Origin of the sequence: Streptomyces sp. NBC_01092, from assembly GCF_045039535.1 — a bacterium.
In the GTDB taxonomy this organism is placed as follows: domain Bacteria; phylum Actinomycetota; class Actinomycetes; order Streptomycetales; family Streptomycetaceae; genus Streptomyces.
Map to the genome: position 1 here is coordinate 7,350,736 of NZ_CP108659.1, position 25,472 is coordinate 7,376,207.

21 protein-coding genes are annotated in these 25,472 nt (G+C 70.8%); 12 read left to right on the top strand and 9 right to left on the bottom strand.

Annotated elements, in window-relative coordinates:
- Positions 1 to 109: 109 nt before the first annotated feature.
- The 3 genes from OG254_RS33540 to OG254_RS33550 are packed head-to-tail and all read right to left on the bottom strand — an operon-like array spanning position 110 to position 5,494.
- Positions 110 to 1,822 carry an ABC transporter ATP-binding protein gene (locus tag OG254_RS33540; protein ID WP_405589246.1) on the bottom strand — a complete coding sequence of 571 codons (1,713 nt, stop codon included), beginning with the start codon at positions 1,820 to 1,822 and terminating at the stop codon, positions 110 to 112.
- Positions 1,823 to 1,859: 37 nt separating this feature from the next.
- Positions 1,860 to 3,713 carry an ABC transporter ATP-binding protein gene (locus OG254_RS33545; RefSeq protein ID WP_405589249.1) on the bottom strand — a complete coding sequence of 618 codons (1,854 nt, stop codon included), beginning with the start codon at positions 3,711 to 3,713 and terminating at the stop codon, positions 1,860 to 1,862.
- A complete protein-coding gene (locus OG254_RS33550) occupies positions 3,710 to 5,494 on the bottom strand; it encodes an ABC transporter ATP-binding protein (protein WP_405589252.1) in 1,785 nt (594 codons plus the stop codon). Before OG254_RS33550 ends, OG254_RS33545 begins: the two co-directional genes overlap by 4 nt.
- A 186-nt stretch (positions 5,495 to 5,680) precedes the next feature.
- Here OG254_RS33550 and OG254_RS33555 point away from each other — a divergent pair, with 186 nt between their 5' ends.
- Genes OG254_RS33555 through OG254_RS33570 form a run of 4 tightly spaced genes read left to right on the top strand, consistent with a single transcriptional unit; the run spans position 5,681 to position 9,284 of the window.
- The gene (locus OG254_RS33555) at positions 5,681 to 6,601 is read left to right on the top strand and encodes an ATP-binding cassette domain-containing protein (RefSeq protein WP_405589255.1); all 921 of its coding nucleotides are present in this window, start codon (positions 5,681 to 5,683) and stop codon (positions 6,599 to 6,601) included.
- Positions 6,598 to 7,332 carry an ABC transporter permease gene (locus OG254_RS33560; RefSeq protein ID WP_351188078.1) on the top strand — a complete coding sequence of 245 codons (735 nt, stop codon included), beginning with the start codon at positions 6,598 to 6,600 and terminating at the stop codon, positions 7,330 to 7,332. The genes OG254_RS33555 and OG254_RS33560 overlap by 4 nt, the downstream gene beginning before the upstream one ends.
- 25 nt (positions 7,333 to 7,357) lie before the next feature.
- Positions 7,358 to 8,611, top strand: a complete 1,254-nt coding sequence (locus tag OG254_RS33565; RefSeq protein WP_405589260.1) for a sensor histidine kinase — start codon at positions 7,358 to 7,360, stop codon at positions 8,609 to 8,611.
- A 28-nt stretch (positions 8,612 to 8,639) separates the two neighbouring features.
- Positions 8,640 to 9,284, top strand: coding sequence for a response regulator (locus OG254_RS33570; RefSeq protein WP_405595352.1), 645 nt, complete (start codon positions 8,640 to 8,642; stop codon positions 9,282 to 9,284).
- A gap of 147 nt (positions 9,285 to 9,431) precedes the next feature.
- Here the strand turns inward: OG254_RS33570 and OG254_RS33575 are convergent, their stop codons facing one another.
- Positions 9,432 to 10,835, bottom strand: a complete 1,404-nt coding sequence (locus OG254_RS33575) for a sulfatase (RefSeq protein WP_405589261.1) — start codon at positions 10,833 to 10,835, stop codon at positions 9,432 to 9,434.
- A gap of 116 nt (positions 10,836 to 10,951) precedes the next feature.
- Positions 10,952 to 13,195: a glycogen debranching protein GlgX gene (gene glgX, locus OG254_RS33580; RefSeq protein WP_405589264.1), complete on the bottom strand. Its 2,244-nt coding sequence runs from the start codon at positions 13,193 to 13,195 to the stop codon at positions 10,952 to 10,954.
- A gap of 158 nt (positions 13,196 to 13,353) precedes the next feature.
- Here glgX and OG254_RS33585 point away from each other — a divergent pair, with 158 nt between their 5' ends.
- The 6 genes from OG254_RS33585 to OG254_RS33610 all read left to right on the top strand — a co-directional run bounded on the left by OG254_RS33585 (position 13,354) and on the right by OG254_RS33610 (position 20,034).
- The gene (locus OG254_RS33585) at positions 13,354 to 14,595 is read left to right on the top strand and encodes an Ig-like domain-containing protein (protein WP_405589265.1); all 1,242 of its coding nucleotides are present in this window, start codon (positions 13,354 to 13,356) and stop codon (positions 14,593 to 14,595) included.
- A gap of 181 nt (positions 14,596 to 14,776) precedes the next feature.
- Positions 14,777 to 16,015 carry an Ig-like domain-containing protein gene (locus OG254_RS33590; protein WP_405589266.1) on the top strand — a complete coding sequence of 413 codons (1,239 nt, stop codon included), beginning with the start codon at positions 14,777 to 14,779 and terminating at the stop codon, positions 16,013 to 16,015.
- Between the two features lie 332 nt (positions 16,016 to 16,347).
- Positions 16,348 to 17,115, top strand: a complete 768-nt coding sequence (locus tag OG254_RS33595; RefSeq protein WP_351188092.1) for an enoyl-CoA hydratase-related protein — start codon at positions 16,348 to 16,350, stop codon at positions 17,113 to 17,115.
- 275 nt (positions 17,116 to 17,390) lie between these two features.
- Positions 17,391 to 17,894: an ATP-binding protein gene (locus tag OG254_RS33600; RefSeq protein ID WP_351188094.1), complete on the top strand. Its 504-nt coding sequence runs from the start codon at positions 17,391 to 17,393 to the stop codon at positions 17,892 to 17,894.
- A 235-nt stretch (positions 17,895 to 18,129) separates the two neighbouring features.
- Entirely contained in the window at positions 18,130 to 19,311 is a 1,182-nt protein-coding gene (locus OG254_RS33605) for a YncE family protein (RefSeq protein ID WP_405589268.1), read from the top strand.
- A 90-nt stretch (positions 19,312 to 19,401) separates the two neighbouring features.
- Positions 19,402 to 20,034: an ADP-ribosyltransferase gene (locus tag OG254_RS33610; protein WP_405589270.1), complete on the top strand. Its 633-nt coding sequence runs from the start codon at positions 19,402 to 19,404 to the stop codon at positions 20,032 to 20,034.
- Positions 20,035 to 20,050: 16 nt separating this feature from the next.
- Here the strand turns inward: OG254_RS33610 and OG254_RS33615 are convergent, their stop codons facing one another.
- The gene (locus OG254_RS33615) at positions 20,051 to 20,686 is read right to left on the bottom strand and encodes a GNAT family N-acetyltransferase (protein WP_405595354.1); all 636 of its coding nucleotides are present in this window, start codon (positions 20,684 to 20,686) and stop codon (positions 20,051 to 20,053) included.
- Between the two features lie 57 nt (positions 20,687 to 20,743).
- On the opposite strand from OG254_RS33615, the gene OG254_RS33620 reads away from it, so the two are divergent.
- Together OG254_RS33620 and OG254_RS33625 are read left to right on the top strand one after the other, a co-directional pair.
- Complete coding sequence (locus OG254_RS33620; protein WP_405589272.1) at positions 20,744 to 21,232, top strand: hypothetical protein; 489 nt, start codon at positions 20,744 to 20,746, stop codon at positions 21,230 to 21,232.
- A 79-nt stretch (positions 21,233 to 21,311) separates the two neighbouring features.
- The gene (locus OG254_RS33625) at positions 21,312 to 21,530 is read left to right on the top strand and encodes an EF-hand domain-containing protein (RefSeq protein WP_405589274.1); all 219 of its coding nucleotides are present in this window, start codon (positions 21,312 to 21,314) and stop codon (positions 21,528 to 21,530) included.
- A gap of 51 nt (positions 21,531 to 21,581) precedes the next feature.
- Here the strand turns inward: OG254_RS33625 and OG254_RS33630 are convergent, their stop codons facing one another.
- The 3 genes from OG254_RS33630 to OG254_RS33640 form a co-directional block, all read right to left on the bottom strand.
- Positions 21,582 to 22,139: a glycoside hydrolase family 25 protein gene (locus tag OG254_RS33630; protein ID WP_351188106.1), complete on the bottom strand. Its 558-nt coding sequence runs from the start codon at positions 22,137 to 22,139 to the stop codon at positions 21,582 to 21,584.
- 119 nt (positions 22,140 to 22,258) lie between these two features.
- Positions 22,259 to 23,935 (bottom strand): DUF885 domain-containing protein, encoded by a 1,677-nt coding sequence (locus OG254_RS33635; RefSeq protein WP_405589276.1) that lies wholly within the window; start codon positions 23,933 to 23,935, stop codon positions 22,259 to 22,261.
- 27 nt (positions 23,936 to 23,962) lie between these two features.
- Positions 23,963 to 25,468, bottom strand: a complete 1,506-nt coding sequence (locus tag OG254_RS33640) for an amino acid adenylation domain-containing protein (protein WP_405589278.1) — start codon at positions 25,466 to 25,468, stop codon at positions 23,963 to 23,965.
- Positions 25,469 to 25,472 lie beyond the last annotated feature (4 nt).

The window sequence follows — 25,472 nt, forward strand, 5'->3', positions numbered from 1 at the left end:
GGGAGGGTTTTGCGGGGGAGAGCTCGGGGGGTGGGGTTGTTTGCCGGGTGCGGGTGTGTTGTGGCTTGTCGCGCAGTTCCCCGCGCCCCTGAGGGGCGTTGCTCGACCGTCAACTCATGACCTCCTCGGCGTCTTCGTCCCGTGCCACCAATGCCTTGTATCCCGGCTCCCCGTCGAGCAGTTCGCGGTGTGTGCCCGTCGCCGCCACCTTGCCGTCGACCAGGTAATGCACCGTGTCCGCGCGGTCCAGGAGCAGGGGGGACGTCGTCGTCACGACCGTCGTGCGGTTCTGTCTCGCCGCGTGCAGGCGCTGCGCCACCCTTGCCTCCGTGTGGGCGTCCAGGGCCGACGTCGGTTCCACCGCCAGGAGTACCTCGGGGTCGGCCAGCAGGGCGCGGACCAGGCGGATGCGCTGGCGTTGGCCGCCGGAGAGGTTGCGGCCCTGGGCGTCGATCGGGGTGTCGAGGCCGTCGGGGAGGCCGCGGACGATGTCCTCGGCGACCGCCGTGCGCACCGCCTGTGCGATGGCCGGATCGTCCCGGTCCGCGTGGCCGGCGATCAGCTCCCGCAGGGTGTCCGCGAACAGGTCGGACTCGTGGTCGGCGACCAGGATGCGGGCCCGGAGCTGCGGCAACGCGATCTCGGCCAGGGGGATGTCGCCCCAGGTCGCCGTCGACGCGGTGTAGCGGCCCAGGCGGTCGACCACGGCCGCCGTGTCCGCCGGCAGCGCGCCGGCCAGTGCGGTCAGGCGGCCCGGCAGTACCCGGACGCCGGACTCGGGGTCGTGCAGCGCCGCCTGTTCCGCGGGCGCGTCCCGGGTGCCGGTGTCGGTCATCGGCTCCAGCCGCAGGAACCGTACGACTTGCCGGGCCGCCACCACACCCCGGGCACCCTGGTAGACGAACTCGACGAAGAACGCCACCGGGCGGATCAGCACCGCGACGTACCCGTAGACCGAGACCAACTCGCCCACCGTGATGGTCCCTTGGGCGGCCATCCGGGCCGCCAGCCAGGTGACCACGGCCAGGAACAGCGTCGGCAGTCCCAGCCCCAGCGCCTGCACCCAGCTGGTCACCGCCCCGACCCGGTACCCCTGCGCGCGCAGCCGCTGCGAGTCGCGGTGGAAGGCGTCGGCGACGAGGTCCTTGCCGCCGAGGCCGTTGAGGACGCGCAGTCCGCCCGCGAGGTCGGTGATACGGGCGGTCAGGACGCCCTGCCGCTCCCGGTACTCCGTCTCCGTGCCCTGCAGCCGCCCGAGCAGCGGTCCGACGAGCACGGCGATGGCCGGCATCCCGAGCAGCACGACCACCGCGATCGGCACCGACACCGACACCAGCAGCACGGCCACCGCCAGATAGGCGACGATCGCCCCGAACCCGGGCCCGATGACGGTCAGGGAGTTGCTGATGGTCTGCACGTCGCCCACGCCGATCGTGACGACCTCCCCGGCGCCGATCCGGCGCGGCAGCGCGGCGCCCAGCCGCACGGACTGCCCGACCAGGACCTTGATCGTGCGGAACAGGGCGTCCATCCGCACCCGCGTCATCGTGCGGTGCCGCATGATGCTCAGCCAGGCGTTGAACACGTGCACCCCGGCCAGCGCACCCGTCCACGCCACCAGCGCCGCGTAGTCACCGGGCGCGAGCCCCTCGTCCACGGCGCGCGAGAGCAGATACGGCGTCGCCGCCAGCAGCACCATCCACACGGCGGAGATCAGCGCCCCGAGCGCGGACCGCCCCGCCTGCTGGGTCACCAGCCACCACAGATAGCGCGCGCCGCCGCGACAGTCGGGCTCGCCCGGATCCTCGTACGCGTCGATCATCGTTCCCCGTGCCCCGTTCCTCGCTCGTGCCGCCCGGCTACGCCAGGCTGTCGCGCCACGCCCGGTGCAGATCCGCGAACCTGCCCGTGCCGGCGATCAGTTCGTCCGGTGTGCCGTCCTCGACGATCCGCCCGTGCTCCATGACCAGGACCCGGTCGGCGATCCCGACCGTGGACAGGCGGTGGGCGATGACCACGGCCGTGCGCCCGTGCAGGACCGTCGTCATCGCGCGCTGCACGGCCCGTTCGCCGGGGATGTCGAGCGAACTGGTCGCCTCGTCGAGGATCAGCACCGCCGGGTCGGCGAGCAACGCCCGCGCGAACGCGACGAGTTGGCGCTGACCGGCGGAGATACGGCCGCCGCGCTTGCGTACGTCGGTGTCGTAGCCGTCGGGCAGGGAGCTGATGAAGTCGTGCGCGCCGATGGCCTTCGCGGCCTGCTCGATGTCCTCGCGGGTGGCGTCCGGCCGGCCGATGGCGATGTTCTCGGCGACCGTGCCGGAGAACAGGAACGCCTCCTGCGTCACCATCACGACCCCGCGCCGCAGTTCGGGCACGGACAGCTCGCGCAGGTCGACGCCGTCGAGCAGGACCTGGCCCTCGGAGGGGTCGTAGAAGCGGGCGAGCAGCTTGGCCAGCGTGGACTTGCCGGCGCCGGTGGACCCGACGACCGCGACCGTCTGGCCGGCCGGGAACGTGAGGTCGAAGCGGGGCAGCACCTCGCCGCCGGTGCGGTAGCCGAACCGGACGCCGTCGAAGACGACCTCGCGGCCGGGGTGCTCCGAGCGCAGGGCCGGAAGCTGCCGGGGCGCCTGCGGCTCGGGCACGGACGGGGTCTGGGCCAGCAGCCCGGCGATCTTCTCCAGGGAGGCCGCGGCCGACTGGTACGAGTTGAGGAACATGCCGAGCCGGTCGATCGGGTCGTACAGCCGCCGCAGATACAGCACGGCCGCCGCCAGCACACCGAGGGCGAGCGTGCCGCCCGCGACGCGGTAGGCGCCCCACAGCACGATCCCCGCGACGGCCGTGTTGGCGACGAGCCGGGAGCCGACGACGTAACGGGCCATCTCCAGCAGGGCGTCGCCGTTCGTGCGCTCGTGCCGGGTGTTCAGGACGCGGAAGTCGGCGTCGTTGGCGGCCTCGCGACGGAAGGCGCGCACCGGGCGGATGCCGTTCATCGTCTCCACGAACTTGACGATCACGGACGCGATGGCGGTGGAGCGCAGGGTGTACACCCGGGCGGCACGCCGCCGGTAGAGCCGTACGAGGAGGTACAGCGGCACGAAGGACGCCATGGCGACCGCGCCGAGACCGAGGTCCAGCCACAGCAGCATCGCCGAGATGTAGACGAACGACAGGATGACGGTGACGAGCTCCTGAAGGCCCTCGTTCAGGAGCTCGCGCAGGGACTCCACGTCCGTGGTGGAGCGGGAGATGAGCCGCCCCGAGGTGTAGCGCTCGTGGAAGTCGATGCTCAGGGCCTGGGCATGGCGGAAGATACGGCCGCGCAGGTCGAGCAGCACGTCCTGGTTGACGCGGGCGGCGACCAGGATGAACGCGTACTGGAGGGTGCCGGAGACGACCGCGCACAGCAGATAGCCGACCCCGACCGCGATCAGCGGCCCGAGGTCGTCCCGCCGGAACGCGGGCACGGCCGAGTCGATGGCGTACGCCACCAGCAGCGGCCCCGCCTGCACCGCCGCCTGCTGGAGCAGCAGCAGAAGCGTGGTGAGGGCGACGCGGGCCTTCATGGGGGCGAGCAGCGAGCGCAGGAGCGCGGCGGTGGCGCCCTGGGGAGTGGGCAGGACGTCGCGGTCGAAGGGATCGCCGCCCTTGGGGGGTTCCTCGGCCGGCTGTTCCTTGCCCGGTGCGGTGGCGGTGGTCGCCGTCATCGGTCGGCCTCCTCGGTTCCGGCCATCAGATGGGCGTACTCGGCGTTGCTGCGCAGCAGTTCCTGGTGGGTGCCGACGGCTGTGATGCGGCCGCCGGAGAGCAGGGCGACGCGGTCGGCGAGCAGCACGGTCGACGGGCGGTGGGCGACGATCAGGGCGGTCGTCTCCGCGAGGACGTCCCGCAGAGCGGCCTCGACGGCGGCCTCCGTGTGCACGTCGAGTGCGGACAGGGGGTCGTCGAGGACGAGGAACCTGGGCCGGCCGACGACCGCCCGCGCAAGCGCGAGGCGCTGGCGCTGGCCGCCGGAGAGACTGAGGCCCTGCTCGCCGACCTGGGTGCCGGTTCCGTGCGGCAGTTCGTGCGCGAAGGCGGCCTGCGCGACGGCCAGCGCCCGCTCCAACTCGGGTTCTCCCGCGCCGTCCTCGGCACCCATGAGTACGTTCTCGGCGACGCTGGCCGAGAAGAGGGTGGGTTCCTCGAAGGCGACGGCCACGAGTTCGCGCAGCGCTTCTCTGGTCATCGCGGTGATGTCCTGGCCGTCGAGGGTGATGTGGCCGGACGTCACCTCGTGGAGGCGGGGGACGAGGGCGGTGAGGGTGGTTTTGCCGCTTCCGGTTGTGCCTACGAGGGCCATGGATTCGCCGGGGCGGATGTGCAGGTCGATGCGGTCGAGGGTGGGTGGGGAGTCTTCGGGGGCGTCGGGATAGCGGAACCGCACGTCGTGGAACCGCAGTCCGAGGTCGGAACGGTCCTCCTGCACCGTGGAGACCTCATGCCCCTCCGGCTCCTCGTCCATGACCTCGAAATACCGCTCCGTCGCCGTCGCCGCCTCCTGGCTCATCGCCAGCAGGAAGCCGATCGAGTCCACGGGCCAGCGCAGCGCGAGTGCCGTCGACAGGAACGCCACCAGCGTGCCCGCCGACAGTTCCCCGTCCGCCACCTGCACGGCGCCCAGCACCAGCGCCGCCCCGATGGCCAGCTCCGGCAGCGTCACGATGACGCCCCAGATCGCCGCCAGCAGCCGGGCCTTGCGCAGCTCCGTGCCGCGCAGGGTGCCCGACAGGTCCCGGAACGCCCGCGCCTGACTGCGGTGCCGCCCGAAGCCCTTGATGATCCGGATCCCGAGCACGCTCTCCTCGACGACCGTCGTCAGATCGCCGACCTGGTCCTGCGCGCGCCGCGCCACCTCGGCGTACCGCTTCTCGAAGATCACGCAGGTGACCATCACGGGCACGGCCGGGATCAGGATCACCAGCCCCAGCGTCCAGTCCTGAAGCAGCATGATGATCACGCCGACGAGGATCGTCACGCTGTTGACCAGCAGGAACGTCAGCGGAAAGGCGAGGAACATACGGACCAGCATCAGATCCGTCGTGCCCCGCGACAGCAACTGCCCCGAGGCCCACCGGTCGTGGAACGCCACCGGCAGCCGCTGCAGACGCCGGTACAGATCCGCCCGCATCGCCGCCTCGACCCCCGCCAGCGGCCGCGCCACCAGCCACCGCCGCAGCCCGAACAGCAACGCCTCCGCGAACCCGAGCAGCAGCAGACACAGCGCCCCGAGCCACACCCCGGCCGGATCCCGGTCGGTGACGGGTCCGTCCACCATCCACTTCAGGACGAGCGGGATGACCAGCGTCAGACACGAGGCGACGACCGCCACGCCCGCGGCGGTGAACAGCCGCACCCGCACAGGCCGCACATACGGCCACAGACGCAGCAGCGTACGGACGGCGGAACGATCGGACCTGTCCTCGGCGCTTGCACGTGTCGTCACCATCAGCAGCGAGCCTACGGATCGCCACTGACACTGCCCACCGAGTTTTGGCCGGTCCGCACTCGGTCGCTGGTCCTACGACCAGGAACGAGGTGAGGGGTCGTACCCGCCGCATCAACCGATCGGCCGATGCCGCTTCGAGCGTGACGGCCGATGTGGCGGACCCCGCCGCGCCGCGACCCTGATGCCATGTCCGTCATCGAAGTCACCGACCTGCGCAAGTCCTACGGCGGCCGCACCGTCGTCGACGGCGTCTCCTTCACCGTCGAGGAGGGCGAGATCTTCGGCATCCTCGGCCCCAACGGCGCCGGCAAGACCACCACCGTCGAATGCGTCGAGGGCCTGCGCGTGCCCGACGCGGGCCGCGTGCGCGTCACCGGCCTCGATCCCGTCGCCGATCACGAGAAGGTCTCCCACGTCCTCGGCGCCCAGCTCCAGGAGGGCCGCCTCCAGGAGAAACTCACCGTGCGCGAGGCGCTCCAGCTCTACGCCTCCTTCTACACCGGCCCCGCCGACTGGCGCCCGCTCGCCGAACGCCTGGGTCTGACCGACCGGCTCGGCACCCGGTTCGGCAAGCTGTCCGGCGGTCAGAAGCAGCGCCTGTTCATCGCGCTCGCCCTCGTCGGCAACCCCAGGATCGTCGTCCTGGACGAGCTGACGACCGGCCTCGACCCCAGGGCCCGCCGCGACACCTGGCAGCTCATCGAGGACATCCGCGCGAACGGCGTGACCGTCCTGCTCGTCACCCACTTCATGGAGGAGGCACAGCGCCTCTGCGACCGGATCGCCGTGATCGACAAGGGCCGGATCGCCGCCCTGGACACCCCGGCCGGCCTGATCCGCCGCTCCGCCCGCGCCACCGTGATCACCTTCACGCCGTCCGCGCCGCTGGACGACAGCGAGCTCAGCGCCCTGCCCGCGCTCGCCTCCGTCGAGCACAAGGACGGCCGCATCACCCTGGCCGGCAGCGACGAGACGGTCAACGCCGTGATCACGCTGCTCGCCCGCCACCGCATCACCGCCCACCAACTGCGCGTCAGCGACGCCACGCTCGACGACGCGTTCCTGGACCTGACGGAGACCTCGCAGATCACGGAGCCCACGCCATGAACACCGCCGTACTGCGCACCGAGGCCCGCCTGCTCGCCCGCGAGCCCGGCAGCCTCTTCTGGATCCTGGTCTTCCCGCCCGTGCTGCTGGCGATCCTGGGCGCCGTCCCCGCGTTCCGCGAGCACCAGGACGGCCTCGGGGGCCTGCGCATCGTCGACACCTACGTGCCCGTGACCGTCCTCGTCGGCATGATCGTCGCCGGAGTGCAGTCGATGCCGGTCGGCCTGACCGGATACCGCGAGCAGGGCATCCTGCGCCGGATGTCCACCACACCGGTCCGGCCGTCGGCGCTGCTGTCCGCGCAGATGCTGGTGCACGCCGTGGCCGCGCTGCTCTCGGCGCTGCTGGCCCTCGCGGTCGGACGGCTCGTCTACGACGTCCGACTGCCCGGACAGCCGTACGGCTATCTGCTCGCGCTGGTCCTCGCGGTCCTCGTCGCGCTCGCGCTGGGGTCGGTGATCTCGGCGGTGTCGGGGACGGTGAAGATCGCCGGTGCCGTCGGTACGGCGGTGTTCTTCCCGATGCTGTTCTGCGCGGGGGTGTGGCTGCCGGTGCAGGCCATGCCCGACCTGATGGCCGACATCGTCGGGTTCACGCCGTTCGGCGCGGCCGCACAGGCGCTGAATTCGGCCACGGCCGGCGACTGGCCCGGCTGGGCGCACCTCGGCGTCATGGCCGTCTGGACCGTGGCGCTGTCGGCGGCGGCCGCGCGCTGGTTCCGCTGGGAGTAGGCGGCCGGCCGTGCAGACTGGAGGCATGACGGCGGCGGACACCGACATCGAGCGGCGCTGGGAACTCATCCGCAGCAAGGGGCCCTACGGGCTGCTCGCGGTCGGCACCCTGCTGTCGGCCGCCACCGCCGAACTGACGCCCGGCCCGGCGGAGCGGATCACGGTCGCGGTGCTGGTCGCCGCCGGTTTCGTACTCCAGCTGTGGTGGGGCCGGGCGAGCCGCACCCGCCCCGGACCCACCACGGCCGGCGCGGTGTACTACGCGCTGCGCTGGGCGCTCGGCTTCGCGCTCACCTGGCTCAATCCGTTCTTCGCGTTCTACGCGGTCACCGGCTATTTCGACTCCGACGAGCTGATCCCCGGCCGGCGACTGCGGTGGGTCGGCCCGTTCGCCTGCTCGATCGCCGTGTCGGGCTCGCAGGCCGGGGGGATGCCGTTCCACGAGCCGGTGCAGTGGGCGGTGTTCGCCGGGCTCCTGGTGGTCAACAACGTCATCCTGACGGTGGTCGGCCACCTCACCAGCCAGCAGGAGGAACGCTCCCGGGCCCGCGCCGAGACCATCGCCGAACTCGAACGCACCAACAAGGCGCTGCACCAGGCCCTGGAGGAGAACGCCGCCCTGCACGCCCAACTCCTCGTCCAGGCACGCGAGGCAGGCGTCGCCGACGAGCGCCGCCGGCTCGCCGCCGAGATCCACGACACCATCGCCCAGGGCCTGACCGGCATCATCGCCCAGCTCCAGGTCGTCGCGAACGCTGCCGACCTGCCCACCGCCCGCGCCCACCTCGACCGCGCCTCGGCCCTCGCCCGCCACAGCCTCGGCGAGGCCCGCCGCTCGGTGCACAACCTCGCGCCCATGGCCCTGGAGAACGACGGACTGCCGCAGGCCCTGAAGGGCACGGTCGCCGAATGGGCCGAACGAACCGGAATCCGCGCCGACTTCACCGTCACCGGCACCGCCGAACACCTCCACGACGAGCTCTCCGCGACCCTGCTGAGGATCGCCCAGGAAGCCCTCTCCAACGCCTCCCGGCACGCCCGCGCGACCCGCGTCGGCGTCACCCTCTCCTTCCTCGGCGACGAGGTCATCCTCGACATCCGCGACGACGGCAAGGGCTTCGACCCGCTCGCGTTGCCCGAGCGCAGCCATGCCGGCGGCTTCGGCCTGGCCGGCATGCGCGCCCGCGCCGAGCGCATCGCAGGCTGCCTCACCGTCGAGTCCGAACCGGGGCGCGGCACGGCACTGTCGGCTCGCGTACCTTTGGTACGCCATGAGTGACGACTACGCCACGAGTGATCAGTACGCCATGAGTGACCGGGCGGCCATCTCCCTGTTGATCGTCGACGACCATCCCGTCGTACGGGACGGTCTGCGCGGCATGTTCGAGTCCGCACCCGGCTTCGTCGTGCTCGGCGAGGCGGCGAGCGGCGAGGAGGCCCTGGAGCGGGCCGCCGCACTCGACCCCGACGTGGTCCTGATGGACCTGCGTATGCCGGGCGGCGGCGGAGTCGCGGCGATCGCCCACCTCACCCGCACCGGCGCCCGCGCCAAGGTCCTCGTGCTGACCACGTACGACACCGACTCCGACACCCTCCCCGCCATCGAGGCGGGCGCGACGGGCTATCTCCTGAAGGACGCCCCGCGCGACGAGTTGTTCACCGCGGTACGGGCCGCCGCCGAGGGCCGCACGGTCCTCTCCCCGGCCGTCGCCTCCCGCCTGGTCTCCGCGGTCCGCACCCCGAGGGCCCCCGGCAACGAGCCCCTCTCGGCCCGCGAGCGCGAGGTCCTGGCCCTGGTCGCCAAGGGCACCCCCAACCGCGAGATCGCCCGCGAACTCTTCATCAGCGAGGCGACCGTGAAGACGCACCTCACCCACCTGTACGCCAAGCTGGGCGTCAACGACCGGGCGGCCGCGGTCGCGACGGCGTACGAGCGGGGGATCCTCGGCTAGGCGCTCCGCTGGATGTGCCGTGATACGCCCTCGTTCGTCTGCGGCGCCATCGTGGCTGGTCGCGCCCGCGCGGCGGAGCCGCATGTCGAAACTGCCCCGCGCCCCTGGGCGGCGCTGCCGAACCGCCGTCGACTTCACCAGGTCCGCTTAGCTCGGGTAGGGGAGGAGACCGGATGCGATCCTCTCCCAGGACGCCCGGAGCTCCGCCAGCAACTCCGGCTCGTCGGGTGCCAGATTAGCCCGCTCGCGCTGGTCGGCGCCGAGGTCGTAGAGGTGGTCGGTGCCCTTCTCGTCCCGGTAGTACTTCCAGTCCCCGCGCCTGAGGGCCCGGTTGGCGCGCACCCGCCAGAACAGGTCCCGCTCCGGCAGCTCCTTGCCGCGCAGCAGGTAGCCCGCGAGGCTGGTGCCGTCCAGCGGGTACGCCGGGTCGGGCCGCGCTCCGCCCAGCTCCAGCAGGGTCGCCGTCCAGTCGGGGGAGAAGACCGGCTCGTGGCTGACCTGCCGGCCGTCGATCCGGGCCGGCCAGCGCAGGATCGACGGAACCCGGATGCCGCCCTCCAGCAGCACGAACTTCTCGCCGCTGAGCGGCCAGTTGTAGGAGTAGCGCTCGCCGCCGTTGTCACTGGCGAACAGCACGACGGTGTTGTCCTCCTGACCCGAGTGGCGCAGGGCGTCGAGCACCTCGCCGACTGCCGCGTCCAGGCTCTCCACCATCTGCGCGTACTTCTCGACCGAGCCGCCGTCGTAGTGGTTGAGCGCCCTGCTGACCTCCGCCTGGCTCTTCGCCGCCCGGATCTTCGCCTCGATCTCCGCGCCGGTCTCCTCGTCGCCCTCCGCCAGCCAGGGCCAGTGCGGGGTGGTGAAGTTGAGGTTCAGCAGCCAGGGCCTGTCGTGGTCCCGGCCGACGTACTCGACGGCCCGCTCGGTCAGCACCGTCGTGTAGTACCGCAGGTCCTTGTACTCGGCGTCGCCCTCGTACAGGTCGTAGGAGCCGAGCTGGCCGAGCTTGGAGAAGTACTCCAGGACGCCGCCGAAGTTCCCGAAGAACTCGTCCCAGCCGGACTTGGTGGGGCTGTAGTCCGGCAGCCAGCCGCAGTGCCACTTGCCGATGAGCGCGGTGGCGTAGCCCGCCTTCTTCAGCAGGGAGGCGAGGGTGGGGTGGTTCGGGTCGAGCCCCTGCGTCCGGCTGGCGATGGGCTCGGCGAGGCCGCCCGGCGTACGGCCCGGGTACCGCCCGGTGTACAGGCTGAACCGGGTCGGGGAGCAGGTCGCCGAGCCGGAGTACGCGTTCGTGAACCGCACCCCCTGGCGGGCCAGCCGGTCCAGGTTCGGCGTGCGGATGTGCGGGGCGCCGTAGGAGGACAGATCGGCCCAGCCGAGGTCGTCGCCGAGGATCACGAGGAGGTTGGGGCGCCTGCCGGAGGCGGCGGGGCGGGACTTGAAGGGGCGCTCGGCGGGGGCGGCTTCGGCGGCGGTGGTCGCAGCGGCGACGGCGGTCACGGCACCGCCGCCGACGAGACCACCGAAGGCACGGCGGGATATCTCGGGCATGCGCCTCAGTCGATCAGCGGGCCGATCCCAGGACCAGGAAACGGGCGGGGATTTCATGACCTTGAAACGCTGCCTCAATGACTTGCCCCGTTGTGTCAATGACCTGAGACGCTGCCTCAGTCGACCCGCAGCAACAGCACCGCCCGCGCCGGAACCGTGATCGCCGCCCCCGCCCGGTGCTCCACGCCCGGCGCGTCCCCCTGCTCCTCCCGCGAGGTGTCGACGACGACCTCGTACCGCCGCGCCCACGGCGGCCCCGGCAGCACGAAGCTCGCCGGCCGGTCCCCGGCGTGCAGGACGGCCAGGAAGCTGTCGTCGACTATCGGCGCCCCGCGCTCGTCCCGGCCCGGGATGTCCCGCCCGGACAGATACATGCCGAGCGTGGCGGCCGGCGCGTACCAGTCCCGTTCCGTCATCTCCGTGCCCCGCGAGGTGAACCAGGCAAGGTCGCGCAGCCCGTCCGCCGAGTGCGCCCGCCCGGAGAAGAAGGCCCGGCGACGGAGCACCGGGTGCCGGTGGCGCAGCTCGATCAGCCGGGCGGTCAGGTCGAACAGGGCCTTCCAGCCGGGCTCCTCCAGCAGCCCCCAGTCCAGCCAGCTGATCTCGTTGTCCTGGCAGTACGCGTTGTTGTTGCCGCGCTGTGTGCGCCCCAGCTCGTCACCCGCGACCAGCATCGGCACGCCCGTCGATAGCAGCAGCGTCGTCAGCAGGTTCCGCAGCTGCCGGCGCCTGAGCCCCCGTACCCCCTCGTCGTCCGTCTCGCCCTCGGCGCCGCAGTTCCAGGCCCGGTTGTCGTCGGAGCCGTCCCGGTTGCCCTCGCCGTTCGCCTCGTTGTGCTTGCGCTCGTAGGACACCAGGTCCCGCAGCGTGAAGCCGTCGTGCGCGGTCACGAAGTTCACCGAGGCGTACGGCCGCCGCCCGCCCCACGCGTACAGGTCGCTCGACCCCGACAGCCGGTACCCCAGATCCCGTACGTCCGGCAGGGCGCCCCGCCAGAAGTCCCGTACGGCATTGCGGTAGCGGTCGTTCCACTCCGTCCACAGCGGCGGGAAGGCCCCGACCTGGTAGCCGCCCGAGCCGACGTCCCACGGCTCGGCGATCAGCTTCACCCGCCGCAGCACCGGATCCTGCGCGATGACCGCGAGGAACGGCGACAGCATGTCGACGTCGTGCATGGAGCGGGCCAGCGCGGCGGCCAGGTCGAAGCGGAAGCCGTCCACCCCCATCTCCGTCACCCAGTACCGCAGCGAGTCGGTGATCAGCCGGAGCACATGCGGCTGGACGACGTGGAGGGTGTTCCCGCAGCCCGTGTAGTCGGCGTACCGGCGCGCGTCCGACTGCAACCGGTAGTACCCCCGGTTGTCGATGCCCTTCAGCGAGAGTGTCGGGCCCAGCTCGCCCGCCTCCGCCGTGTGGTTGTAGACCACGTCGAGGATGACCTCGATCCCGGCGGCGTGCAGGGCGCGGACCATCCGCTTGAACTCGCCGACCTGCTGACCGGTCGTACCGGAGGCGGCGTAGGCGGCGTGCGGGGCGAAGTACCCGAGGGAGTTGTAGCCCCAGTAGTTGCGCAGGCCCTTGCGCAGCAGATGGTCCTCGTGCGCGAACTGGTGCACCGGCAGCAGCTCCACGGCCGTCACACCCAGCTTCACCAGATGCTCGATCGCCGCCGGGTGCGCGAGACCGGCGTACGTGCCCCGCAGCTCCTCCGGGATCCCCGGGTGCAGCTTCGTGAACCCGCGGACATGCACCTCGTAGATCACCGAGTCGGCCCACGGCGTCTTCGGCCGGCGGTCGTCCGCCCAGTCGTCGTCATCGTGGACGACGACGCCCTTCGGGACGTACGGCGCCGAGTCCCGCTCGTCGCGCACAGTGTCCGCGACATGCTGCTGCGGCCAGTCGCGGACGTGCCCGTACACCTCCGGCGGCAGGCTGAAGTCGCCGTCCACCGCACGGGCGTACGGGTCCAGGAGCAGCTTCGCCGGGTTCCAGCGGCCGCCGGTCCACGGGTCCCAGCGGCCGTGCACCCGGTAGCCGTACCGCTGGCCGGGCATGACCCCCGGCACGAACCCGTGCCAGATCTCGTGCGTCAGCTCGGTGAGCCGGGCGCGGGTCTCCTTCCCCTGCTCATCGAACAGACACAGCTCCACCGACTCCGCCCCGCCCGCCCACAGCGCGAAGTTGGTGCCCGCCACCCCGTCCGGGCCGACGCGGAAGCGGGCGCCGAGCGGCACGGGCGTGCCCGGCCACACGGGCACACCGGGCGCCTTGAGCCGCGCGCCGTTCACGACGGCGGCCGGGCGCCCCTCCTCGGCGGCGACCGCCCCGGCCACCGCCTCCTGTTCGGCTGCGCTCGACACCTGCGGCCTCCCACGGCTCACGGACCACACGATGTGGAAGGAGAGCCCGCGGTCGTCCCTGGCCGCGGCTCCCCGTCGCGTCGTCCTCCCACATGTTCTGCCCACAGCGTGCCTCGCACTCACGTTTCCCCAAGGCCGCCCCGGTCGTTGGGGTCTTCGTGAGGCACCTACAAGGGCGCGCGCGGCGCGCGAGGGCCGCGTTGGCCGCCGTACTGACATGGGCGGGACTGCTGGCCGCAGCGGCCGGCTGCACCACGGGCGGCGGTGGATTCGACCAGATGCTGGGCAAACCGCCGGCGCCCGAGGACGTCATCCGGGTCACGCCCGACGACGGCTCCAAGGGTGTACGCCCCGACCACGCACTGCTCGTCCGCCTGCCCAGCGGACGCCTGGAGTCGGTGAAGGTCGTCAAGTCCCAGGACGCCCAGGAGACCCCGGTGTCCGGGCGCATCTCCAAGGACGGCCTGCGCTGGGAGCCCGCGGACCCCCGGCTCGCGCTGGCCGCCAAGTACACGATCGACGCGGTGGCCCTCGACGGCCACGGGCGCCGCAGCGCACGGCACACGACCTTCACCACGTACGTCCCCGACGAGCGGTTCGTCGGGTACGTCGCCCCGGAGGACCGCTCCACCGTCGGCACCGGAATGATCGTCTCCCTGGAGTTCAACCGGGAGATCGAGAACCGGGCCGCCGTCGAACGCGCCATCGGGATCACCGCCGAGCCGGCCGTGGAGATCCGCCCGCACTGGTTCGGCAAGTCCCGCCTGGACTTCCGCCCCCGGGACTACTGGAAGCCCGGCACCCAGGTCACCGTCGCGCTGCGGCTGCGGGACGTCGAGGGGGCGCGCGGGGTGTACGGGCTGCAGCACAAGACCTTCTCCTTCACCGTCGGCCGCCACCAGGTCTCCCTCGTCGACGCGGTCCGCCACACCATGGAGGTCCGCCGCGACGGCGAACTGCTCGCCTCCGTCCCGGTCACGGCCGGCGCCCCGAAGATGACCACCTACAACGGCAAGATGGTGGTCACCGAGATGCTCGAACTGACCCGCATGAACGGCGCCACGGTCGGCTTCAAGAAGAAGAACGGCAAGGGCGAGTACGACATCCCGGACGTTCCGCACGCGATGCGCCTGACCGACTCCGGCACCTTCCTGCACGGCAACTACTGGGCGGACTCCGCCATCTTCGGACACAGCAACGTCAGCCACGGCTGCGTCGGCCTCAGGGACGTCAAGGGCGGCGGATCCGAGACGCCCGCGGGCTGGTTCTTCGACCGCAGCCTCGTCGGGGACGTCGTCGAGGTGGTCCGCAGCAATGACAAAAAGGTCGCTCCTGACAATGGCCTCGGAGGGTGGAATATGGGCTGGAAGGAGTGGAAGGCGGGTAGTGCGGTGAAGTAATCCGACAGGGGGGTGAGTTGGGCGGGGCCGTTCGACCGACCGGCTCACGGCCGATGTTGGAACGGAACGGTGACAATCGCGCGGCGCCGACGCGCCTGGCCTTGTGGTTAATATGCGCCGATGCGCGCGGCGGGCGCGCGGGGGAGTGGGCCGGACCAGGCCCGGGGAGGGGAGAACGACTTTGAACGTGCGGCCGATATCGGGGGCGTCGGTTGACGGACGCGGACGCAGGCGCAAGGCGCTGGCCGCGGTCGCGGGAGTGCTGCTGCTGACCGTCACCGCGTGCGGTGGGGGCGGCGGCTCGGACTCGGGCGCCGGGGAGGGCAAGGGCGGGGACGCCGGCACGGCGGAGGCCAAGAAGTCGCAGGCCGTCGTGACGATAGCTCCGGGCGACGGCGCCAAGTCCGTCGACACCAGCGGTGCGCTGAAGGTGACCGCGGCCAAGGGCAAGCTGACGGCCGTCGAGGTGAAGGACACCAAGGGCAACGCGATAGACGGGAAGATATCCGGCGACGGCGCCACGTGGACTCCGGCCACGCACCTCGCCGCCGCCACGAAGTACTCGGTGCACGCGGTCGCCAAGGACGCCGACGGCCTGGAGGCCGCCAAGGAGGCCGACTTCACCACCCTGACCCCGAAGAACACCTTCCTCGGCCGCTTCACCCCCGAGGACGGCTCCAAGGTCGGCGTCGGAATGCCGTTCTCCCTGCGCTTCACCCGGGGCATCACCAGCCCCGAGGACGTGGAGAAGGCGATCACCGTCAAGACCGAGCCGGCCGTCGAGGTCGCGGGCCACTGGTTCGGCAACGACCGCCTCGACTTCCGTCCCGAGAAGTACTGGAAGCCCGGTACGAAGGTCACCGTCGAGCTCAACCTCGACGGTGTGGAGGGCCGCGAGGGCGTCTACGGCGAGCAGGACAAGAAGATCTCCTTCACGATCGGCCGCAACCAGGTCTCGGTCGTCGACGTGAAGACCAAGAAGATGAAGGTCACGCAGGACGGCAAGGTCATCAAGACCATCCCCGTCACCACCGGCAAGCCCGGGTACGACACCTGGAACGGCCAGATGGTGATGACCGAGAAGTTCGTCCAGACCCGGATGAACGGCGACACGGTCGGCTACGACGGCGAGTACGACATCGACGACGTCCCGCACGCCACCCGCCTGACCGACTCCGGCACCTTCATCCACGGCAACTACTGGGGCGGCGGCGCCTTCGGCAACTACAACGCCAGCCACGGCTGCATCGGCCTGCGCGACGTCAAGGGCGCCTGGGACAAGGGCACCCCGGCGGCGTGGTTCTTCAACCACTCGATGATCGGCGACGTGGTGGTCGTGAAGAACTCCGCCGACGCGACGGTGGCCCCGGAGAACGGGCTGAACGGCTGGAACATGTCCTGGGAGAAGTGGAAGGCGTAGCGGCTTTCCGGCACGGCGGCCCCGGTGCACGACCTCATGTGAGGTACGGCCCCGGGGCCGTCGGCGTTAGTCCCCGTGCTGTGCCTGCCTGGGGGCAACCCCCAGACTCCCGGCCGTGTGTGACTGACCGCACTCCGGCCCATGCCGTTAGTCCCTGTGCTGTGCCTGCCTGGGGGCAACCCCCAGACTCCCGGCCGTGTGTGACTGACCGCACTCCGGCCCATGCCGTTAGTCCCTGTGCTGTGCCTGCCTGGGGGCAACCCCCAGACCCCCGGCCGTGTGTGACTGACCGCACTCCGGCCCATGCCGTTAGTCCCCGTTAACCTGCTCGCATGACCGTGAATCTCGAAGTCGCCGAAGGTGTCGGTACCCTCCGTCTCGACCGCCCGCCCATGAACGCGCTGGACGTCGCCACCCAGGACCGGCTCAAGGAGCTCGCCGAGGAGGCGACCCGGCGCGACGACGTGCGGGCCGTGGTGATCTACGGCGGGGAGAAGGTGTTCGCGGCGGGCGCGGACATCAAGGAGATGCAGGCCATGGACCATACGGCGATGGTCCTGCGCGCGAGGGGCCTGCAGGAGTCGTTCACCGCGGTGGCCCGGATCCCGAAGCCGGTGGTGGCGGCCGTGACCGGCTACGCGCTCGGCGGCGGCTGCGAGTTGGCGCTGTGCGCGGACTACCGCATCGCCGCGGACAACGCCAAGCTGGGCCAGCCGGAGATCCTGCTCGGCCTGATCCCGGGCGCGGGCGGCACCCAGCGCCTGGCCCGCCTGATCGGCCCGTCCAAGGCGAAGGACCTGATCTTCACGGGCCGCATGGTGAAGGCCGACGAGGCGCGGGAGTTGGGCCTCGTGGACCGCGTCGTCGCGCCGGACCAGGTCTACGCCGAGGCGCACGCCTGGGCGGCGAAGCTGGCGCAGGGGCCGGCGATCGCGCTGCGGGCGGCCAAGGAGTCGATCGACACGGGCCTGGAGACCGACATCGAGACGGGCCTGGCGGTGGAACGCGGCTGGTTCGCGGGGCTGTTCGCGACGGAGGACCGGGAGCGGGGGATGCGGAGCTTCGTGGAGGAGGGGCCGGGCAAGGCCAAGTTCCTCTGACGAGGGCTGCCGAATCACTTGCAATTGACGGGGTGTCTGATCCGGGTCCCTCGATGGGGCGGTTTATGCCAGCCTTAAGGCAACCTTAAGCGTGCCTTGTCGAGGGAGCCCGTCGATTGCCGCCGGCGGCCCCTTCTTCGCAGCTCAGATGGGCCATGGAAGGCTCCGAACTGCCCCCGTCATATGCCAACCGAGCACTGCGGAATGAAGGCTTCCGGGGGGTGTATTCCTCGGGAACGGCCCCGGAGGGCCGTGCGGGCGGCCATGATGGGGGCATGGCGGGGCTGGAGGGTGTCGAACACCCGCGGGGAAACGGCCGTGCGACTGCGCCACGCTGGTCGCCGGCGGTCGAGGACGAAGCTGCCTCAAAGGCGCTGGAGCTGTTCGGTAATCCCACGGAGGCAGAGGTTCCGCTCCCGTCCCGCCCGGAGTCCGCCGCGACGGCTCGCCGGCTGGCGCAAGTGGTGGTCCTGCGTCAGTGGGGCCTCACCCCCAAGATGACCGAGGACGCGGTCTTACTCGTCTCGGAGTTGGTCGGCAACGCCGTCCGCCACACCGGCGCCCGGGTCTTCGGCCTGCGCATGCGCCGACGCCGCGGCTGGATCCGCATCGAGGTCCGCGACCCGTCCCGCGGCCTGCCCTGCCTGATGCCGGTCCAGGAGATGGACATCAGCGGCCGGGGCCTCTTCCTGGTCGACAAACTCTCCGACCGCTGGGGCGTGGACCTGCTGCCACGCGGCAAGACGACGTGGTTCGAAATGAGGGTGGCAGACCGCTGACGCTCACCTCCGGCGGTTGAGCCATCTTTCAGCCTGTCTGGGGGTCCCCCCTGCTCGAAGAGCTTGGGGGAGGGACGGGTAGGGGCGGCGGGGGCGAAAAGAATCCGGGCCCCAGCGACCCGCACCGGCAGCCAATCAGGTCAATAGCGTGATTTTCGACCCAATCCTCATTAAATAGTCCGGTGATCTTTGGTGACTGCCGCGCCCTCACCCCGCCGCACCGGAAGAACTGCCGATGAACCACACGTACCGCACCCTCCTCGCCACCCTGGCCCTCCTCGCACTCGCCGCCTGCGGCACCAACGCCCCCAAGAGCGAGGACCACGCCGAGACCCCCCACGGCACTCAGGCCGCCATCCCCGCCCCGGTGAAGGAGGAGCCCGTAAAGGGTCTCCCCGGCATGCCCCCCGTCCTCGACCCGAAGGACGTCTACGCCGCCGACCGCCCGAACAAGCTCTCCCCGGTCGTCAAGGACTTCCCGTCCCGCGTCTACGTCCCCAACAGCGAGTCCGACACCGTCTCCGTCATCGACCCGAAGACATACGAGGTCATCGAGACCATCCCCGTCGGCCGCCAGCCCCAGCACGTCGTCCCGTCCTGGGACCTGAAGACCCTCTGGGTCAACAACAACCGCGGCCACACCCTCACCCCCATCGACCCGAAGACCGGCAAGGCGGGCAGGGAGGTCGAGGTCCACGACCCCTACAACCTCTACTTCACCCCCAACGGCAAGTACGCCGTCGTCATGGCCTCCCTCGACCGCGAACTCGTCTTCCGCGACCCCCACACCATGAAGCGGATCAAGACCGAACCGGTCACCTGCTACGGCGTCAACCACGCCGACTTCTCCCTCGACGGCCGCTACTTCATCGTCTCCTGCGAGTTCAGCGGCGAGCTCCTCAAGGTCGACACCGAGAAGATGAAGGTCGTCGGCCGGCAGAAGCTCCCCTTCGACGGTGCCATGCCGCAGGACGTCAAGGTCTCCCCGGACGGCAAGCGCTTCTACATCGCCGACATGATGGCCGACGGCATGTGGGTGCTGGACGGCGACAAGTTCGGCACCCCGACCCTCCTGCCCACGGGCAAGGGCTGCCACGGCCTCTACGTCGGCCGCGACTCCCGCGAGATGTACGTCTCCAACCGCGGCGAAGGCACCGTCTCCGTCTTCGACTTCACCAAGAACGCGCTCACCAAGAAGTGGCAGCTCCCCGACGGCGGCAGCCCCGACATGGGAGGCGTCTCCGCCGACGGCAGGGTGCTGTGGCTGTCCGGCCGCTACGACTCCGAGGTGTACGCCCTCGACACCCGAACCGGCGCCGAACTCGCCCGGATCCCGGTGGGCGAGGGCCCCCACGGCCTCGCCGTCTACCCGCAGCCCGGCCGCTACTCCCTCGGCCACACCGGCATCTTCCGCTGACCGGCGCCCGATTGACCCTTCGTCAGCGGACACGCCGCCGAACGGGTGAAGATCCCCGGCATGCCGCCGTAGGCCCGCAATCGTGGCCCCATGATCACAACTCGCCTGCGGCGGCGGGCCGCTGCCGCCGTACTGTCCCTCTCGGCCGTCCTCGCGACCACGGCCGCCACGGCCCCCGAGACCGTCCCCGCCTCGGCCCGCACGACCCTCGCCAAGGCCGCCGCTCCGGCCCCCGCCGCCTGCCCCGTCCAGTACGACGACAAGATCAAGGCCGCCGCCGACCGCGGGGTCGACGTCGAACGCATCACCCCCGCCCCGGCCTGGCGCACCAGCTGCGGCACGCTCTACCGGGCCGACGGCCGCGGCCCGGAGGTCGTCTTCGAGGACGGCTTCAAGCCCAGGGACGTCGAGACGGGCCAGTACGACCTGGAGAAGTACGTCCTGGTCAACCAGCCCTCCCCGTACGTCTCCACGACCTACGACCACGACCTGTACAAGAAGTGGTGGAAGTCGGGCTGGAACTACTACATCGACGCCCCCGGCGGCATCGACATCAACAAGACCATCGGCGACACCCACAAATGGGCCGACCAGGTCGAGGTGGCCTTCCCGGGCGGTGTCGCCCGCAAGTACGTCATCGGCGCCTGCCCGGTGGACAAGACCACCAAGGTCGAGATCATGAGCGGCTGCCGGAGCAACCCGCACTTCGAGGCCTGGCACTGACGCCGGGCGCCGCCCCCTACCGGGCGTGCAGCAGCAGCTCCGCGCCCACCGGTCGATAGCCGGCCGCCTGGAACGTCCGCACACTGCGGGCGTTCCCCGGCGCGACCTGCGCCCACAGCGGTTCCGTGACGAGATGCCGGGCCGCGGTCACCAGCAGCCGCCCGAGCCCCCGGTGCCGTACGTCCTCGTCGACCTCGACCGACACCTCCAGCCGCCCGGCGATCCCGCGCCCCATCACCAGGACCCCGCCCTCCACGGCCCACGCGCGCACCTCGTCGCGTCGCCGTCGGGCGTAGACGATCCGGGAATGCCCGGCGTCCTCGATCTCCTTCAGCGCGAGCGGCGGCGCCCCGGGCAGCGGGGAGCCGACGAACACCGCGTCGACGGTCTCCGCCGCACGCCCCGTCCGCTCCATGAGAGCCGCCAGGAAACGCGGGTTCATCGGCGCGGCCAGCGCGTCGCAGCCCACGCCGCGCAGGGTGTCGTACACCCACGCCGGATCCTCGTCGGTGAAGACGACGGAGTGCGCGGTGAAGGCGAGGACGCCAGCGTCGCGGTGGGAGGGCTGGGGGAGGACGGTCGTACGACCGTCCGCGGGCGGGAAGACCCCCCTCGCCACCGCGTCGACAATGTCCCGCAAGGTCTCCGCCACGGCCACCCCGTCCCGCTCCTTGAGGCTCCACCCACTGGAAGGCCCACACTCGCAGACATGATCGACGACGGCACCGGACTTTTCACCATCGGCGACCGGATGCGGGAGATGGCCGTGGACCTGCCGGACGAGCCGACGTCCGAGCAGGTGGACGCCTGGGTGGAGCTGGCCGAGCTGCTCCAGGACCCGCAGTTCCGGGCGCGGATGCGTCAGGTGGCCGAGTTCAACGCGGCCGGCCGCGGGGCCGAGGCGCCCGCCGGGGCGTCGATGTGGTTCTCCCGGAAGCTCGTGCACCTCGCCGCCGAGGCACGCGTGCAAGGCATCGCCCCCGAGTCGCCCGAGGCCGAGCGGATCCTCGCGGAGCTGCTCGGCGACGCCGACCCGGCCGCCGTGCTCGAACGTCTGAAGTCGAGCGTGAGCGACGAGGTCGCCCGCTATCGCGAGTTGCTGTCCGTCGTGAAGGGCCGCGGGCCCGAGTCGGCGTACCCGCGCGGAGCTCGCCTGGGTGGTCGCCGCACTGGAGGCACGGGTGGGCGGCTAATCTGACCGCGGCTAATGTGACCTGCGGCAGCAGGCCAGCACAAACACGACAGACGCGAGTAGACGCGAGTAAAGGGGCGGACCGGTGGCGCACATCGACATCGAGGAAGCACGCAAGCAGTTCGAGCGCATCGATGCGGACGGTGACGGCTCCATCACCGCCGCCGAGTTCAAGTCCGCGCTGGCGCAGGGCGGCGACTGGAACGTGACCGAGTCCGTCGCCGAGGCGATCATCAAGAGCCGCGACCTCGACGGCGACCAGCAGCTGTCGTTCGAAGAGTTCTGGGCCTTCCTGAGCAAGTAACGCCCCACGAAGGGGCGCCCTCCCTCCGGGGAAGGCGCCCCTTCGTCATGTTCAGGCGTTCTCGGCCCACTCCCGCAGCGCCGCCTTGCTCGAAAAGTTCGCGACGTTCCTGTCCAGCGGGTCGTCCGTGTACTGGTGAAAGCGCCACTTCGCCTGGATGCGGGGCTTGCCGGCCGTGACGTAGTCGGCGATCCAGAGGCCGTCGCCGGCGTAGGAGGTGGTGTCGACGTTCAACCAGTAGTTGCGGTTGCAGTAGAGGACGACCGGGTTGTTCGGTCGCTTCTCCTTCAGTTTGCGGATGAAGAGGTCCTTCTCCGCGTTGCTGGCGTGGGTGCCCTCGCTCGTTGTTTCCCAGTCGACGGCGAGGATGTCGCCCGCCTTCTCGGGGGCCTTGCTGACGAAGTAGTCGGCCTGGGCCGAGAGGTTGCCGGGCCAGAGGAAGTGGTAGAAGCCGACGACCAGGCCGGCGTCGCGGGCGCGTTTTGTCTGGGCGGCGAGTTTGGGGTTGATGTAGGAGCGGCCCTCCGTCGCCTTGACGAAGACGAAGGAGAGGCCGTCGGTGTCGTACGACGAAGACTGGTACGCGCTTACGTCGATGCCGCGGATCATGGGGGACTCCCTGAAGTGCATGTGGGGTGACAGGAGTTGGACTTGGTGTATGCCCCATCAGGGTGCCGGTGATCCGTCTCGCAGGTGGAGATGTCACGTGGAGATGTCAGGCGGAAAGGTCAGGTGATGACCAGGACGTCCCGCATCGTTTCCAGGCCCGCGGGACCGCTGCGCAGAGCACGCATGTGGAAGTCCCTGAGATTGAACCCGCTGCCGTGCCTCGCCTTGATCTCCTCGCGCATGGACAGCCACAGCCGCTCACCGAGCTTGTACGAGGGCGCCTGGCCCGGCCAGCCGAGGTAGCGGTCTATCTCGTCGACCGCGCGCGCCTTGTCGGTGAGTGTTCTCGTCCGCAGGAATTCCTGGGCGAGTTCAGGGGTCCAGCGCTGCCCTTCGTGGAACCTGGAGCCCGCCGGGATCTCCAGCTTCAGATGCAGGCCGATGTCGACGATCACCCGTGCCGCCCGGAAGATGTTCTTGTTGAGCATGCCGAGCAGGTAACCGTCATCGAGGTAGCCGAACTCCCGCATCAGGCGCTCGGCGTAGAGCGCCCAGCCCTCACCGTGGCCGTCGATGAAGCAGAGCAGGCGCTGGAACCGGTTGAGGGTCGGGGTCGCCACCGCCGTGCCGATCTGGAGGTGATGGCCGGGCACGCCCTCGTGGTACACCGTGCTGGCCTCGCGCCAGATCGAGAACTCCTGCTTGTCCGCGGGCAGTGACCACCACATCGTGCCCGGTCGGCTGAAGTCGTCGGCGGGGTTGGTGTAGTAGGCGCCCAACCCGCCGCCCGGTGGGGCGATCCTGCAGTCCAACCGCATCAGCTCGTCCGGGATGTCGAAGTGCTTGCCCCGAAGGTCGGCCAGCGCACGCTCGGACAGTTCCTGCATCCACGCCTGGAACGCGGCCTTGCTGCCGACGCGGTACCGAGGGTCGGCGTCGAGCACCTCGGCCGCCTCGGCCGGACTCGCCCCGGGCCTGATCCGGCCCGCGACCTCGGTCAGCTCCGCCTCGATCCGGCCGAACTCGGCCCAGCCCCACTCGTAGGCGTCGCGCAGATCCATCTTCGCTCCGATGAACTTCCGCGACCACAGCGCGTAGAGGTCCTCGCCGACCGCGTCCTCGTCCCCGGTTTTCGGAGCGAGGTCGTCACGGAGGAAGGCGGCCAGCTCCGCGTACGCCTCCCGGGCCGCGCGCACGCCGGCGTCGAGGTCGGCCCGCAGGGCACCGTCGACGGCCGGTATGCCCTCGGCGGACGCGGCGAGCTTGGTGAAGAAGGATCCTGCGGCGGACCAGGTCTGGCACTGTTCGAGCGTCCGCCGCACCTGACGTGCTGCCGACACGACGCCCTTGTCCGCCGATGCCGACAGTGCTGCCCGGTATCCCGCGAGCGTCTCCGGCACCCGGGCCAGCCGCTTCGCGATCACCGCCCAGTCCTCGGCGGTTTCGGTCGGCATCAGGTCGAAGGCGTACCGGATGTCCTGCGCCGGGCTCGCGATCATGTTCAGCGACGCCGCGGGCAGACCGGCCTCGTGCAGGTCGACATCGACTTCGAGTCGCTCGGAGAAGACCGCCTTGGCGATGCGCTCGCCTTCGTCCACCGGTGCTGTGGCCGCCATGTCGGCCAACGCGGACCTGGCGAGTCCGGCACGTGCCTCATGGCCGTCGGGGGAGAGGTCGGGCAGCCGGTCGTCGTGGCCGAGTATGCCGAACTCGGTGGCCGCGAGCGGGTTCAAGCGGGCGTAATCGTCCACATAGGCGTCGCACACACCGTGCACGCCGGTTGCTTCACGTGGCATCACTGACTCCTCTTTCACGCACGTCCTTCACGCACGACGGACCGGGTCCCCGACCGGCATCGCGGCCAGCGCCTTGCGGTCGACCTTGCCTGCCCGGTTGAGGGGCATCTCGTCCAGCCACACGAAGAAGCGCGGGATCATATGGCTCGGCAACCGGTCGCGCAGCTGGCCGGTCAGCACCTCGGCGGACGACCGTTCGCCGACCAGGAAGGCGACGATGGCGGCGCCTCCGGGCGCGTCCTCGCGGAGCAGCACCGCGGTGTCCACGGCTCCGGCGCACTCGCGCAGGGCGTGCTCGACCTCGCCGATCTCGACGCGGAAGCCCCTGATCTTGACCTGGTCGTCGATCCGGCCGAGGTAGACGTAGTCGCCGTCGGGCTGCAGCCGTACGCGGTCCCCCGTGGCGTACATGCGCGTGCCGGGTGTCCGCGCGAACGGGTCCGGCAGGAACGCCGCCGCCGTGCGGCCCGGCAGCCCGAGATAGCCCCTGGCCAGGCCGACTCCCGCGATGAACAACTGGCCCTCGGCGCCGACCGGGACGGGCCGCAGATCGTCGTCGAGCACATAGGTCAGTACCTCTCGGACCGGACTGCCGATCGGCACCCAGCTCGGCGTCGACGTGGTGCAGCGGTACCAGGTCGCGGCGACCGATGCCTCGGTCGGGCCATAGCCGTTGGCCACGACCAGGGGCGGGGAGTCCGCGAGACCGAGACCGTCGAGCTGGGAGCCGCCGGTGATGACGAGACGGACGCCCGCCTGCGCCAGCCGGGGCAGGAGCGCTCGACCGTAAGGGCCGAGTACGGCGGCAGGGATCTCCAGCGCGGTCACGCCCAGCGCGCGCACGGTCACCAGGATCCGGCTCGCGGGCAGATCGGCGTCGTCGCCGATCGCGACGCAGGCGCCCGCGCACAGCGGCATCAGCACATCGTGCATCGTGCTGTCGACGGTCGGCGCGGTCGTCCACAGCATGACGTCGTCCACCCTGACCAGGTCGAGGTCCTCGATCGAGGCGACGATCAGATTGTGGATCCCCTCGTGCGGCACTCCGACGATCTTGGGGCGTCCGGTGGAGCCGGATGTCGTGATCGCGTATGCCAGGTCGAGCGGCCGTGGTCGGGGGAGCGCGGAGGTGTCCTCGTCCACCGGGCCCGGGTTGTCCATGTCGCCCATCAACAGCGCTTCGGGGCACCATTCGGTGGGTGCGGCGACGAGGACCTGCTTGCATCCGGCGTCGTCCAGCACCTCCCGGTTGCGCCGGGGCGGATCGCCCGGGTCGAGCGGCAGGCACGCCGCACCGCAGCGCAGCACGGCGACGAGGCCGGTCAGTGCCGCCGCGCTGCGGGGCGCCACCAGCCCCACCACCGTTCCCGGGCCCGCCCCCGCGCGTCGCAGGCGGTGGGCCAGCCGGGCCGTCGCGCGGTCGAACTCGGCGTAGGTCCACGACCGTTCCCGCGTCCGGACGGCGGGGGCGTGCGGCCGTACCCGGACCTGCTCCGCGAACAGATCGACCACCGTACGCGGCCTGGATTCCACGATG

Bases quoted from the DNA above. Each gene is read 5' to 3' on its own strand.
- OG254_RS33540 (WP_405589246.1), bottom strand. From the start codon at position 1,822: ATGATCGACGCGTACGAGGATCCGGGCGAGCCCGACTGTCGCGGCGGC.
- OG254_RS33545 (WP_405589249.1), bottom strand. From the start codon at position 3,713: ATGACGGCGACCACCGCCACCGCACCGGGCAAGGAACAGCCGGCCGAG.
- OG254_RS33550 (WP_405589252.1), bottom strand. From the start codon at position 5,494: ATGGTGACGACACGTGCAAGCGCCGAGGACAGGTCCGATCGTTCCGCC.
- OG254_RS33555 (WP_405589255.1), top strand. From the start codon at position 5,681: ATGTCCGTCATCGAAGTCACCGACCTGCGCAAGTCCTACGGCGGCCGC.
- OG254_RS33560 (WP_351188078.1), top strand. From the start codon at position 6,598: ATGAACACCGCCGTACTGCGCACCGAGGCCCGCCTGCTCGCCCGCGAG.
- OG254_RS33565 (WP_405589260.1), top strand. From the start codon at position 7,358: ATGACGGCGGCGGACACCGACATCGAGCGGCGCTGGGAACTCATCCGC.
- OG254_RS33570 (WP_405595352.1), top strand. From the start codon at position 8,640: ATGAGTGACCGGGCGGCCATCTCCCTGTTGATCGTCGACGACCATCCC.
- OG254_RS33575 (WP_405589261.1), bottom strand. From the start codon at position 10,835: ATGCCCGAGATATCCCGCCGTGCCTTCGGTGGTCTCGTCGGCGGCGGT.
- OG254_RS33595 (WP_351188092.1), top strand. From the start codon at position 16,348: ATGACCGTGAATCTCGAAGTCGCCGAAGGTGTCGGTACCCTCCGTCTC.
- OG254_RS33600 (WP_351188094.1), top strand. From the start codon at position 17,391: ATGGCGGGGCTGGAGGGTGTCGAACACCCGCGGGGAAACGGCCGTGCG.
- OG254_RS33605 (WP_405589268.1), top strand. From the start codon at position 18,130: ATGAACCACACGTACCGCACCCTCCTCGCCACCCTGGCCCTCCTCGCA.
- OG254_RS33610 (WP_405589270.1), top strand. From the start codon at position 19,402: ATGATCACAACTCGCCTGCGGCGGCGGGCCGCTGCCGCCGTACTGTCC.
- OG254_RS33620 (WP_405589272.1), top strand. From the start codon at position 20,744: ATGATCGACGACGGCACCGGACTTTTCACCATCGGCGACCGGATGCGG.
- OG254_RS33630 (WP_351188106.1), bottom strand. From the start codon at position 22,139: ATGATCCGCGGCATCGACGTAAGCGCGTACCAGTCTTCGTCGTACGAC.
- OG254_RS33635 (WP_405589276.1), bottom strand. From the start codon at position 23,935: ATGCCACGTGAAGCAACCGGCGTGCACGGTGTGTGCGACGCCTATGTG.